Genomic DNA, 12,745 nt, shown 5'->3' with positions numbered 1-12,745 from the left:
GTATAGTGTAAATAAGTCTAAGGGAATAAATGATTGTACAAACCAAGGAGGAATAACAAATGAAAGAACTTCACTATGAATTTTATATTGGCGGAACACCTGAGCAGGTATGGGAGACTTTGATCTCTCCGGAAGGTACTAAACAGATTTACTACGGGAGCGTAATCCAATCCACCTTTAAAGAAGGCGAATTGCTGGAATATGTTGGTCCCGGTGAAGATGGCGATGAAACGATACATGTATATGGGACTCTGCTGGAGTTCACTCCACAAAAAGCGTTTCGTTTCACGCATAAGGTCGGCCCCTCCTATCATAAGGGTACAGAAAGATATGAATCGCGTATATCTTGGCTGCTTGAACCGGTGGGTGGAACTACTAAGCTTACGCTTATCCACGATGAATGGCATCCTGATGATCCTTCATATGCTGGCAGTATCAACGCCTGGTGGCAGGTTCTGAGTAATATTAAAACCTTAGTCGAGACCGGACGTACACTTGATTTTGGCAGCTGGTCGTAATTTTACTGCTAATTAGGAATTAAGCTCAACCCTGCGGAAAAGAGCGTACAAGCCCTTTTTCGTCAGGGGCTTTTTTTGCTTAATTTTATTTTGCCTAAGGGAAACATTCTTGTTGCAGGGACAAAGTTGTTGCCATATACTAATGTTGTGCCAGACTACAAGAAATGTTCTAATACACAAAATAAAAACCATAGGCGGTAAAAATATAAATGAAAGAAGGGATCTCATGACTGGAACAACTATTCCTTTATCAGAAGCTGCAAAGGGTAGCACGCTGCGCATCAGCGACATTGAAGTCCAAGGTGTGCTTAGAAGAAGATTACTGGACCTCGGGTTCGTAGTCGGGAATATCGTAGAGGTGTTGCGGCGTAGTCCATTAGGAGATCCTATAGCTTTTCGGGTAAGCAATACGACCATTGCATTGCGTAGAGAAGAAAGTTCTTTAATATTCGGAGAATTAATTGGAGGTGTAGAAGCATGAGTCAGTTCACCGTCGCTTTTGCAGGCAATCCTAACACTGGAAAAAGCACACTATTCAACCTGCTAACCGGCATGCGACAGCATACTGGAAACTGGGCAGGTAAGACCGTCATTACTGCCGAAGGGGAATTCAAACACAATAACCATTCATACCTCGCGGTAGATTTACCAGGAACGTACTCCCTATACTCAAATTCCGCGGATGAAGAAGCGGCTAGAGATTATATTATTTTTGAACAGCCAGATGTGACACTTGTAGTGCTTGACGCTACTTCGCTGGAACGTAATCTCAATCTTGCCTTGCAAGTGCTGGAGATTACCGGACGGGCGGTTGTCTGCATCAACCTCATTGATGAAGCACGTAAGCTGGGCATCGACATCAACCTGAAGAGTATCTCCAAACGTCTCGGCGTACCCGTCGTTGCGATATCGGCACGCAATAAAATCGGGATCGATGCCTTATTGGATCAAGTGGAGCGAGTGGCTACAGGCGCATTCACAGCGCAGCCGTTGCGCATTAGTTACAACGAAGAGATCGAACGGGGAATTGCCGAGCTTACACCATTGGTAGAGCAAACCATCGGCACCAAATATCCCGCTCGCTGGATTGCACTGCGCTTATTGGACGGTGATGACAGCCTGCTTACTTCACTCAAAGAACATATGAAAAGCAAGGATTTACCCGAAGCAAAGGAGGTCATCGGCCATGGAGTCACTGCCTATCACTAAGGGTTCTGACGCTCTAGATTCCCTATTGTCTACCGCAAAAAAGCTCGCTGACGGCGGAGCCATTCGGGATGAGATTGTCAGTGGTATATATGGCGTATCCGCAGGCATCTGCGGGGATGCAGTTACTTATCGGGATAAGAAGAAACTGAACAGCACTTATAAGCTGGATAATATCGTGACCTCCAAAATTTGGGGTTTTCCCATCATGCTCGCCATTCTCGGTGTCGTATTCTGGATTACGATTGCCGGGGCTAACTACCCTTCTAGCTGGCTCGCTACCTTCTTTGGCTTCATCGAAGGATATCTGACAGCGGGATTTGAGGCTCTCCATGCCCCAGCTTGGCTGCACGGCGTGCTTGTGCTTGGCTTGTATCGAGGCACCTCATGGGTAATCAGTGTCATGCTGCCACCAATGATGATCTTTTTCCCCGTATTCGCGTTGCTTGAGAATTTCGGGTATCTGCCACGCGTAGCTTTTAACATGGACCGACTGTTCAAAAAATCAGGTGGTCATGGCAAGCAAGCTTTAACCATGTCCATGGGCTTCGGCTGTAACGCGGCCGCTATCCTCTCCACACGAATCATCGAATCGCCGCGTGAACGAATGCTGGCTATACTGACCAACAATTTTGTCCCTTGCAACGGCCGCTGGCCCACGCTGATTTTATTGTCTTCCTTATTTATGGCAGGAGCCGCTACGACAGGTGCGCTTCGTACATTCACCACTGCCTCCGTCCTAATGGGAATGGTTCTAATCGGCATCATTGTTACCTTAACCGTTTCCTGGGTCATGTCCAAAACTGCGCTGCGTGGGGTTCCCACACATTACACATTGGAGCTTCCTCCCTACCGCCGTCCACAAATCTGGAAGACCATACTTATTTCCTCCAAAGATAAGTCCCTTAACGTACTTACTCGGGCTATCGTCGTTGCTGCCCCTGCCGGGATTATCACTTGGATTCTAGGCAATCTGTTTATTGGCGGCGATTCTGTACTGAATCATATGGCTGCATTCTTTGATCCGTTTGCACATATGCTCGGCATGGACGGCTTTATCATCATGGCCTTTATTCTTGGACTTCCTGCGAATGAAATCGTATTGCCTATCTTGCTTATGGGCTATATGTCCTCAGGCGCTATGGTTGATATCGACAGTTTAGGCAGTATCAAAGATGTCTTTCTCTCACATGGCTGGACCTGGCTGACCGCACTCAACATGATGCTGTTCTCCCTGCTCCACTATCCTTGTGGTACGACACTCGTGAACATTTACAAGGAAACAAAAAGCATGAAATGGGCCGTTCTCTCAGCAGTCATTCCGCTGGGTATCGCCATCGGAGTAACCTTTGCTGTCGCTCAGCTTGCCCGGTTATTTGGGTGGGTGTGACGAGGGCGAGGTAGGCTTGCGATCTAAACTCAATTGACATCTTTTAACTTTAACTAACTTTATCTGACTTCAACTAGCTTCAAGTAACTTCACAACTAACTTCAACTGATTTCAACTTACATCGCAAAATTTATCATTAACTCACTAAATTCACCTTAATCACATCACCCAAATTAACCTTGCTACACTTTGTAACACCCTACAATATCTAGAGTTCATCTTGCTTCACAGAATTCTGCCCTCCTTGAACTCATATTTAGGGAATTTCTCCCTCAAATTCGAACTTTATAGGCGCGCGTTAATCTTATTGCGGAATTTCTCCCTAATAATCGAACTTTATAAGCACACATTGAACTTTTTGCGGAATTTCTCCCTAATAATTAGCCGATTATAGGCAAAAAGGGCAATTTCCGCAGAATTTTAGGGAGAAATTCCCCAATTATCGCTAATATTGAGTAAAACACGATAAAATCAGGGAGGATTTCCCTAATTATTGATTCTAGATGGTTCCGAGCTACAATTGAGCACTAGCACCAGCACCAGCACCAGCATCAGCACAACCACCAGCACCAGCACAACCACCAGCACCAGCAGCCACCAACAAGCCCACCAGTTACTCAAGGTCATCTCAAACAAATAAGCGGTCGCTCGGATGTTATCCCGAGCGACCGCTTATTTCAGCACAACACCTTATATACTCTTACTGCCTACTTTGATCTCACCATTACATGACGTGACTCTACAGGTAGAGTCATTTTTTGCGCGTTCCATCATTTCTACGACGGTATAGAACAGCCCCAGCGATAGCTACTAGAACGATAATTATTCCACTAATCCCCACATTAACAAGAGGAAAGGAATCACTGTCCCCAGAAGAATTCCCCGTTAAATCAGACTCATTACTCCCAGCTCCTGACTCCGGTGAATTATTCGGGGTTACCTCCGGAGAAGAGGTAGGCGTCGTTGCCGAAATACCCGGTCCCAGCTCTTTCAGATCCACTGAGTCAGCGGTTAGCCGCTTAGTTCGACTGCATAAACTAGCCTCCAGATTACCAGAGTCTCCACCGTCTCTAGCATAAGCATAGACAATGTAACTTTCCCCTTCCACAAATTCAAAACCGCAGCTTGCAGAAGATAAAGCCGTAGTCAATGTAACTTGGTTTCCCTCGACCCCTTTCCAGCTGGAATCCACCTCAAAGGTTACCTTTACTGGATCAGCAGAAGAAATTATGTCCCCCTGAGACGGCTCCTTCATGTCCACTACTTTCCCGACAAAGACAGCTGTACTTTTCTCAAGAGCTTCCAGTGGCTCCGCAGGCATAACACAGGAACAAGCGTAAGTGACTGAGGGCCGCACCGTCAGCAAAGCCGTAAATATTAATAGGACACCTAGAAATATCATCATTGGACTTCGGAAATTGAACTTTCGGAAATTGATCTTTCGGAAATTGATCTTTCGCACTTTGATAACCCCCTTCTTTACCTTACAGACGGAGCAAACGTGGAAAGTGTTACAAGAATTCCCAAACAAGTGATACAAGTTTATCCGGGAGCAATTCCTCTAATCCTCTTCTTTAATTCCTCTAATCTTCTTTAACTCCTCATATCCTCTTCATTAATCCCCCATACCTGCTGTACCCACTCACAAACTGTGCGCGATCCCAATCAAACGCTGTATTCCTTCGCGCAGCACCCCTTCGCTTGCAAAGGAATAACTTAGGCGAAGCCTTGACTTCATTTCCCCCAGTGGATCAAATAACTCCCCAGGAACAAAAGCGATCGACTGCGCCATACTTGAAGCAAACAGTCGATCCATCGTAAGATGCTCCGGTAGTTTCACCCATAGATTTAATCCGCCTTGCGGAGTCGTCCATTCCCAGCCAGTCCCCGCCAGCTCCTCTTCCACGATTTCCTTATGCACTTGAAGCGCAATGCGCAGCTTACCGAGATGCTGTTGCAAGCGTGGGGAGGTGTAGTAATGTAAAAATATTTTTTGATTCAGCAGCGGAGTGCCATTGTCCGCGAGTGATTTGGCCGTGATTAGACGCTCCATAAATGGATATCGGCAAGCCACCGCACAGATTCGTAAGCCAGGGGCTACATATTTACTGAAGCTGCTGATATAGATCACCCACCCCTCCGTATCATAAGCAAAAAAGGGCGGCGGCGGCTCCTCATCAAAATACATATCGCGGAACGGGTCATCCTCCACCAGTAAACAGCGATAACGTTCGGCCAGTTCTACCAACAGCTTGCGCTGTTGCACAGGCACCGTGTATCCAGTTGGATTGTGATGCGTTGGATTAATGTAGAACATACGCGGCTTATGCTTTTTCATCAAAGCTTCTACTTTCTCCAGATCATATCCCTCCGGAGTGATCTCTACCGGAACCAACCGTGCCCCCTCCCGGCGAAAAATATCCATAGCAACACTATAAGTAGGCCGCTCCACAAGCACCGTATCCAGAGGACCAAGTACAATCCGGGCAATCAGATTGATCGCTTGCTGCGCACCCGAGGTAATAAGCAGCTCTTCCGAAGTTAACTGCAGCCGATGTTGCTTCCGAAAATGGTGGCTTAACGTCTCACGCAGCTCGTTATCCCCCTGGACCGAGGCATATGTTCCCATTACCTTGGGATATAGATCGAACACTTTTTTAACATAGTCAGATAGAAAAAGATTCGGCAGCAGCCCCGGATCAATCAGCGCCTGCGAGAACTGATACTTAACTGGCACTCTCTGAATATCAGACAGCGGGTTAGTGAGCGCATAAGCCGATACTGCGGCTCCTACTTCAATAGCAGGAAGCGAGATTATGGGTGCCACGTAATATCCTGATTTATCTTTTACATAAACCTTTCCATCCTCCGTCAACCGTCTGTACGCTTTGAATACGGTCAGTCGATGTACCTTAAGCTCCTCCGCCAGCAGCCGTATAGAAGGAAGCTTATCATGTGCAACCCACTCCCCTCGCTCCATGCGATTTAATAGAAATTCATAGACCTGTCGAAACAAGGGATGATTATGCTCCGCTCCTACAACTTTTTTCATCTGACCAACTCCTCTCCGAACAACCTAGTAATCATATTGTACACGATTTCTGAATTAATCTGTTCTACACAAGGCAATCTGTTCTGTCCTCTCCCCTATATGATTAACAAAATGCCAGCTTATAAATTTTTATATTTTATAAAGCACAAAAAAGGGGACTTTTAAAATGATCTTATTTGCTTATGCACTTGTATGTCTGATCTTCGGCACGACCTTTCTAGCTATCAAAATCGGCGTAGATGCCGGTGCGCCTCCTTTTTTTTCAGCGGGCTTAAGATTTTTTGTCGCGGGCGCTGTTCTATTCCTATGGATGGTCTGGAAACGTAAAGCCAGCTTCTCCTTGCTGTTGCGCAAAGAAATGTTGTTCACCGGGTCTGCACTAACCTTCGGCACCTTCGCGGGTCTCTACTGGGCTGAACAATATGTTTCTTCAGGGCTTGCAGCTGTACTCTCTGCCACTGGACCGATCATGATCCTGCTGCTCCAAACCTCTATTCTTCGGCAAAAAGCACCCGCCATCTCCCTATATGGCTGCATCATCGGCTTCACTGGCGTACTGCTGCTGGTTCTCCCCAATCTCGCCGTTGATATTTCACCACTGTGGCTCATCGGTTGCGCTGTAGTCCTAATTGGAGAGTGTTGCTATGCTGTAGGTGCGATTTACTCCAAAAAAGTAATTAACAGTATGCCTGAAGTCTCACCGATCGCACTGAATGCGGCTCAAATGATGTATGGCGGTGCACTGTTATTCATTCTTTCTTTTGCCACGGAAAAAGTACATCCTGCATTTCTCTTCTCATTCGAGACAGCAGGTTCACTGCTCTATCTCACAGTTATCGGCTCCATGGTCGGCCATACCTTGTTCTACTGGCTCGTAGCTAAGACCAACCCAGTGTTTCCTTCTACCTGGCTTTATATTTCTCCACCGATTGCGGTGGGTGTAGGCTTTTTCTTTTACAATGAGTCCGTGTCTTGGATTACGATTCTCGGAGTGTTCACCATCATTGCCGGAACAATCCTAGTGAATGCTGATGCTTTAAAGCAATTACTGCAAAAAAAGAAGATAAACACTGTTGCGTTAAAAAAATCAAATATATGACGTACTATATATTGCATTTATGACCACTATTGCGTATTATATAAACAAGTTAAATTAAACACAGCTAAATATGACTCATATATGAAAGGAGGATTCGCTTAACGGCGCTTCTTTTCTAAAGAGGAATGCCTTTTTATCGGAAGTGGAGGGAATTGTGATCGAACTGACATCACGTCAAATAGAGATTATCGATATCGTTAACAAAAGAGCTCCGATTACCGGCGAACAGATTGCCGAAAGTTTGAATCTTACCCGGCCTACAATTCGCTCGGATCTGTCTGTTTTGGTTATGCTCAAATATATCGACGCCAAGCCGAAGGTCGGGTACTTCCCAGGATTGAAATCATCCAGTCGTCAGGGAAGCGGTTATCTGCTGCAGGAAACGATGGTCAAAGAAATTCAAAGTGTACCTATAGTTATCCGTGAGACCACAACTATTCAAGATGCCGTAGTTACGCTTTTTCTACAAGATGTAGGCACTCTTATTATCTGTGACGAAGAGGGTAAACTCACGGGCGTTGCTTCACGTAAGGATTTCCTAAAGGTAACCTTGGGCAACCCCGGTGCAGTCTCCATGCCCGTAAGCATGGTTATGACGCGCCAGCCCAAAGTGGTCACAACTTCACCGGATGAGCCGGTGCTTGAAGCTGCACATAAGATGATTTTTCACGAGGTAGACAGTTTGCCGGTGGTTGTTCCCAGCGCTGCTGAAGACGGCGGTACAAAACTGGATGTGGTAGGACGTTTAACAAAAACCTCCATCATCAAACTTCTCCTCGAACTTGAAGCCAAAGGATAACAGGAGGAACCCATGAGCATCGAGCAATCTTCCAACTTAATAACGATATGCTCGGATTCTATAGGAGATACGGCAGAGGCTGTCGTGCAGGCCGTTATTCACCAATTTCAGAATCAGCAGGTCACCATTAAAAGATACGGCAATATTAGGCATGAAGACGAGCTACGCAAGCTTATGGAAGAAGCAGCTCAGCATCAAGGTTTTGTCGCCTATACATTAGTGCAGCCAGAATTAAGAGAAATGATCCGCGAGGAAGCGGTACGTCTTGATTTGCGGATCGTTGATATCATGGGCCCTATGATGCAGGCCTTCATTGATACCTTCGACGATGCTCCTCAGCAGCGGCCAGGTCTTCTCCACCAGCTCGACGAGAATTATTTCCGCCGCATAGAAGCTATAGAATTCACCGTCGCCTGTGATGACGGCCGTGATCTGGGTGCCATGCTCAAAGCCGATATCGTTCTGCTGGGCATGTCCCGTACTTCAAAGACACCGCTTAGCATCTTTTTAGCCCATAGAGGAAAAAAAGTCGTTAACTATCCGATTATCCCGGAGATTGGTCCTCCACAAGAACTATTAAGCTTGCCGCCGAACCGGCTTATCGGATTAACCATGAAACCCGAGTACATGCTGAAGGTCCGCTCTGAGCGGCTTAAGGTTCTCGGATTACCGACAGGCTCCCAATATGCAAGTCTGGAGCGGATCACCGAAGAGATGGAATACGCCACTTCATTGTTCAACAAGCTGGGCTGTCCTGTAATTGATATTACTGACAAGGCTATAGAAGAAACCGCTGGTATTATTATGGGTTATATCTAAATTTCAGTTTACAAAATATATAGAATGCACTGGAGGGAATTAGAATGGAGCGCGAACTGGCCCTTGAGATTGTACGGGTAACTGAACTAGGTGCTTTATCCTCGGCTCGTTGGATTGGGCGGGGCGATAAAAATGCGGCAGATGATGCAGCCACGACTGCGATCCGTTCCATGTTCGATTCTGTGTCCATCGACGGAACTGTTGTGATTGGTGAAGGAGAGATGGATGATGCTCCAATGCTCTATATTGGTGAGAAAGTCGGGAACCAAAAAGGTCCCTCTGTCGATGTAGCCGTCGATCCACTCGAAGGAACTGAGGTTGTTGCCTGCGGCCTGCATAATGCGCAATCTGTTATTGCTATAGCAGATAAAGGCAGCCTGCTGCATGCCCCGGACATTTATATGGAGAAGTTAGCCTGCGGACCCGAGCTTGCCGGTAAGCTTAGACTCGAGGACCCTGTAGAGATCACTCTGCAAAAAGCCTGCCATTACACTGGCAAATCCCTCTCCGAGTTAACCGTAATGGTGCTGGATCGCAAACGGCATGAGCAGCTGATTAATAGCCTGCGTGAAGCCGGGGTACGAATTAAGCTGCTTGGTCACGGAGATGTCGCTGGCGCTATTGCGGCTGCACTACCAGACAGCGATGTCGATTTATATATGGGTTCCGGTGGAGCACCGGAAGGTGTTCTTGCTGCCGCTGCACTGAAATGCCTTGGTGGTGAAATGCAGGGCAGATTGCTCCCGGATGGACCCATAGAGCTGCAGCGCTGTGTACGCATGGGAATTGCCAATCCAACGCGAGTGCTATACATGGAAGACATGGTTGGCACGGGCGACGTCCTCTTTGCCGCCACGGGTGTAACGTCAGGTGAATTCCTGAACGGTGTCCGTTTTATCGGCAAAGAACGCGCGGAGACACATTCGGTAATCATGCGGGCACAGAGCCGGACAATCCGCTATATCCGCAGCATTCATTTCCTGCCAGGAAAAGAAATACCGGCTGCGCAGACTGTTAGACAAAATGCTGTCTCTCTATAAAACCACAAAAAACAGGCTATCTCACTAGCAGTATCCTTTGCTAGTGAGATAGCCTGTTTTGTTTTTTTACACTGAATGCTAATTGCTTCTTATTTATTTCCAATACGCTCACTCGCTAATGGATCTATATTTGCAACTTTCTCAAAGCGTTCTGCGTTCAGGCTGTTATACTTTGTGAAGATTTGTTTCACTTCTTGCTCCTTCTGCTCGCCTTCCACATCCACCATTACTAGAATATGACCTTCATCCACGTAGTTATCGTAGCTTTCTGCTTCCTCTTCAGGGATACCAAGGCCAATAAGTCCGCCGACTAAACCGCCACTACCTGCGCCTATCGCCGCTCCGGCCAACGTTGCCGCAAGAGGTCCGGCTGCTATAATAGGTCCAATACCAGGAATAGCCAAGGCGCCAATTCCCATCAGCAGCCCCGTTACTCCACCCAGCAGACCACCAGTAGCTGCACCAGTAGCCATACCTTCCGGGGCCACGGTTCCCGACTCGTCTCTAAGAGTATCCTCATCCGCTTTATTTCTCGCGATAATCGAAATATCCTCTGTCCTACAGCCCTGACGCTTCAACTCCTCAATAGCTCGCGAAGCTTCGTATTCGGCAGCAAAGACACCCACTATTCTCTTATTCATCTCCATTACCTCCTATTGATGTAGTTAGCTCATACGTTCAGCTTCATAGCTTACTTAACCAAACTGGACAAGGATAAACTACGATATTTAAATTCGCAACAATTCCGAGTTCATATTCCTTCTAAAATATGCTGTATAATAAAAGTAAGCGGGTACAACTACCCTAGATCAACTCTATAAAAGAAAGAGAAGGAATCATCCATGGCGATATTTAACTATAATTCTGAGCGTCCCTTCCGAGGCAATCCCGACCTGCATCTCCATTACTGGGGGCGGGAGCAGTGTCTTCCCGGGCATTTTTTTGGACCTGGGGTTCGTGACGTATATAAGATACATTTTATCCATGCAGGAACAGGTGAAGTTACTGTGGGTGAACAGACCCATTATCTTAAACCAGGACAAGCTTTTCTCACCTATCCGCATATCGTAACTGCCTACACAGCAGACATAGCAAATCCATGGACCTATTCTTGGGTAGCTTTTACCGGGGAGCAGGTTGATTATATTTTAGCCAAAACCGCCTTGTCACCTGAGCACCCGATCTTTCCAATGGATGAACAGCTTATGCCGAAACTATACGAGCTCCTGACACAAGCAGCTGAAGCTTCGGACAGCCTGGATCTACCTTTAAAAGCAATTATGTATGAGTTCTTCTCTCTGTTACTTCGAGCGGTGCCAGCAGTTCCAGATGTACTTCCTTTACCACGTCAAAAAAGTATTTACGTCGAGCAATGCCTGCACTTTTTGCATACACATTATTGTGAAAATATTTCGGTTGAGATGATGTCCTCTTCGCTCAAGCTGGATCGCAAATATTTATCCTCCTTGTTCAAACGGACAATAGGTATGCCACCACAGCAGTATTTATTAAATTTTCGCATCGCTAAGGCGTGCGAGCTGCTGACAGAGACCCTATGCACGATTGGTGAAATCTCACGTTCTGTGGGCTATCAGGACCCCTTACTCTTTTCGCGGATGTTCAAGAAGGTGAAAGGTTGTTCGCCAAAAGAATACCGTAGCCGTCATCTCGAAAATGACATTGTACTATAAACTCCTTCCTTGCTGACATACGTTTGTCCGCGATCTTTCGCTACAATAAGGACGTAACTTACTAAGTAATAAGTGTTTATAGGAGGAATAAATCATGTATAACGCAAGCGCTACCAGATATGACAATATGAAATATAATCGCACCGGAAAGAGCGGTCTACTCCTGCCAGCGATCTCGCTTGGTCTATGGCATAACTTTGGCGGCAACGACTTATTTGAGAATGGCCGCGCCATGGTAAGAAGAGCTTTTGATCTTGGAATCACTCATTTTGACCTTGCCAATAATTACGGTCCACCCGCAGGCTCCGCCGAAGAAAGCTTTGGCCAAATTCTTAAAAAGGATCTGACCCCTTATCGTGATGAGATGGTTATCTCGACTAAAGCTGGATATTATATGTGGGCTGGTCCTTATGGTGAATGGGGCTCCAAAAAATATCTCGTCTCCAGCCTAGATCAAAGCTTAAAACGTATGGGACTGGATTATGTTGATATTTTTTATCACCACCGCCCAGATCCAAATACACCACTGGAAGAAACCATGGCTGCGCTGGACCTCGTGGTACGCCAAGGTAAAGCGCTTTATGTCGGGATTTCGAATTACGGACCTGAACAAACACGCGAAGCGGCACAAATTCTGCGTCGACTTGGCACGCCATGCCTGATTCATCAGCCAAACTATTCCATGATGTCCCGCTGGATTGAGGATGGCTTGCAGGATGTATTGTCTGAAGAAGGCATCGGCTCCATTGTGTTCTCCCCGCTACAAGGTGGCATACTGACCGATCGCTATCTAAACGGAATCGCTCCTGATTCCCGTGCCGCTGGCCCAAGTGTATTCCTGTCTGAGAATGCCATTACCGAAGAGGCGATCGGCAAGGTTCGCAAACTGAACGAGATTGCTGCTGCACGTGGACAAAAAATGTCTCAGCTAGCGTTATCTTGGGTACTCCGTGGAGGCAAAGTAACTTCTGCATTGATCGGCGCAAGTAAGGTAAGCCAGATTGAAGATGCCGTCGCTTCCTTAAATGCCCCAGAGCTTAGCGCTGAAGAGCTAGAGCAAATTGAGGCAATTCTGCGGGGATAATGCTTAGTTATAACAAGACAAAGACCAATGAGGTCAGGCAGCTTAAA

13 protein-coding genes are annotated in these 12,745 nt (G+C 46.6%); 10 read left to right on the top strand and 3 right to left on the bottom strand.

The genetic code is table 11. The features are described 5' to 3' along the window. Positions 1 to 59: 59 nt before the first annotated feature. From NYE58_RS05670 to NYE58_RS05655, 4 genes are all read left to right on the top strand, one after another. Positions 60 to 518 (top strand): SRPBCC domain-containing protein, encoded by a 459-nt coding sequence (locus NYE58_RS05670; protein ID WP_036679837.1) that lies wholly within the window; start codon positions 60 to 62, stop codon positions 516 to 518. 226 nt (positions 519 to 744) lie between these two features. Beyond that, complete coding sequence (locus NYE58_RS05665) at positions 745 to 999, top strand: FeoA family protein (RefSeq protein WP_036679839.1); 255 nt, start codon at positions 745 to 747, stop codon at positions 997 to 999. Continuing rightward, a complete protein-coding gene (locus NYE58_RS05660) occupies positions 996 to 1,727 on the top strand; it encodes a FeoB small GTPase domain-containing protein (RefSeq protein WP_038568974.1) in 732 nt (243 codons plus the stop codon). Before NYE58_RS05665 ends, NYE58_RS05660 begins: the two co-directional genes overlap by 4 nt. Continuing rightward, positions 1,705 to 3,114 (top strand): nucleoside recognition domain-containing protein, encoded by a 1,410-nt coding sequence (locus NYE58_RS05655; protein WP_036679842.1) that lies wholly within the window; start codon positions 1,705 to 1,707, stop codon positions 3,112 to 3,114. The genes NYE58_RS05660 and NYE58_RS05655 overlap by 23 nt, the downstream gene beginning before the upstream one ends. A gap of 751 nt (positions 3,115 to 3,865) precedes the next feature. Here NYE58_RS05655 and NYE58_RS05650 read toward each other — a convergent pair. Beyond that, positions 3,866 to 4,576, bottom strand: a complete 711-nt coding sequence (locus NYE58_RS05650; protein WP_076145526.1) for a hypothetical protein — start codon at positions 4,574 to 4,576, stop codon at positions 3,866 to 3,868. A gap of 180 nt (positions 4,577 to 4,756) precedes the next feature. After that, a complete protein-coding gene (locus NYE58_RS05645) occupies positions 4,757 to 6,166 on the bottom strand; it encodes an aminotransferase-like domain-containing protein (protein ID WP_339823834.1) in 1,410 nt (469 codons plus the stop codon). 166 nt (positions 6,167 to 6,332) lie between these two features. Here NYE58_RS05645 and NYE58_RS05640 point away from each other — a divergent pair, with 166 nt between their 5' ends. The 4 genes from NYE58_RS05640 (at position 6,333) to glpX (ending at position 9,923) form a co-directional block, all read left to right on the top strand. Beyond that, entirely contained in the window at positions 6,333 to 7,265 is a 933-nt protein-coding gene (locus NYE58_RS05640) for a DMT family transporter (protein WP_036676439.1), read from the top strand. A gap of 154 nt (positions 7,266 to 7,419) precedes the next feature. Next, positions 7,420 to 8,064: a helix-turn-helix transcriptional regulator gene (locus tag NYE58_RS05635; protein WP_081383827.1), complete on the top strand. Its 645-nt coding sequence runs from the start codon at positions 7,420 to 7,422 to the stop codon at positions 8,062 to 8,064. 12 nt (positions 8,065 to 8,076) lie between these two features. After that, a complete protein-coding gene (locus tag NYE58_RS05630; RefSeq protein ID WP_036676442.1) occupies positions 8,077 to 8,883 on the top strand; it encodes a pyruvate, water dikinase regulatory protein in 807 nt (268 codons plus the stop codon). Between the two features lie 44 nt (positions 8,884 to 8,927). Next, positions 8,928 to 9,923 (top strand): class II fructose-bisphosphatase, encoded by a 996-nt coding sequence (glpX, locus tag NYE58_RS05625; protein ID WP_036676445.1) that lies wholly within the window; start codon positions 8,928 to 8,930, stop codon positions 9,921 to 9,923. Positions 9,924 to 10,012: 89 nt separating this feature from the next. Here glpX and NYE58_RS05620 read toward each other — a convergent pair whose 3' ends face one another. After that, positions 10,013 to 10,564, bottom strand: a complete 552-nt coding sequence (locus NYE58_RS05620) for a general stress protein (RefSeq protein WP_036676448.1) — start codon at positions 10,562 to 10,564, stop codon at positions 10,013 to 10,015. A gap of 201 nt (positions 10,565 to 10,765) precedes the next feature. Between NYE58_RS05620 and NYE58_RS05615 the strand changes: the two genes are divergently transcribed. Both NYE58_RS05615 and NYE58_RS05610 read left to right on the top strand, forming a co-directional pair. After that, positions 10,766 to 11,614 (top strand): AraC family transcriptional regulator, encoded by an 849-nt coding sequence (locus NYE58_RS05615; protein WP_036676452.1) that lies wholly within the window; start codon positions 10,766 to 10,768, stop codon positions 11,612 to 11,614. Positions 11,615 to 11,708: 94 nt separating this feature from the next. Further along, positions 11,709 to 12,698 (top strand): aldo/keto reductase, encoded by a 990-nt coding sequence (locus NYE58_RS05610; protein WP_370510570.1) that lies wholly within the window; start codon positions 11,709 to 11,711, stop codon positions 12,696 to 12,698. Positions 12,699 to 12,745 lie beyond the last annotated feature (47 nt).

Origin of the sequence: Paenibacillus sp. FSL L8-0708, from assembly GCF_038009325.1 — a bacterium.
Taxonomy (GTDB): Bacteria; Bacillota; Bacilli; order Paenibacillales; family Paenibacillaceae; genus Paenibacillus_AQ; species Paenibacillus_AQ odorifer.
Note: the sequence above shows the minus strand (reverse complement) of the source record. Positions and strands in the feature narration are given on the sequence as shown.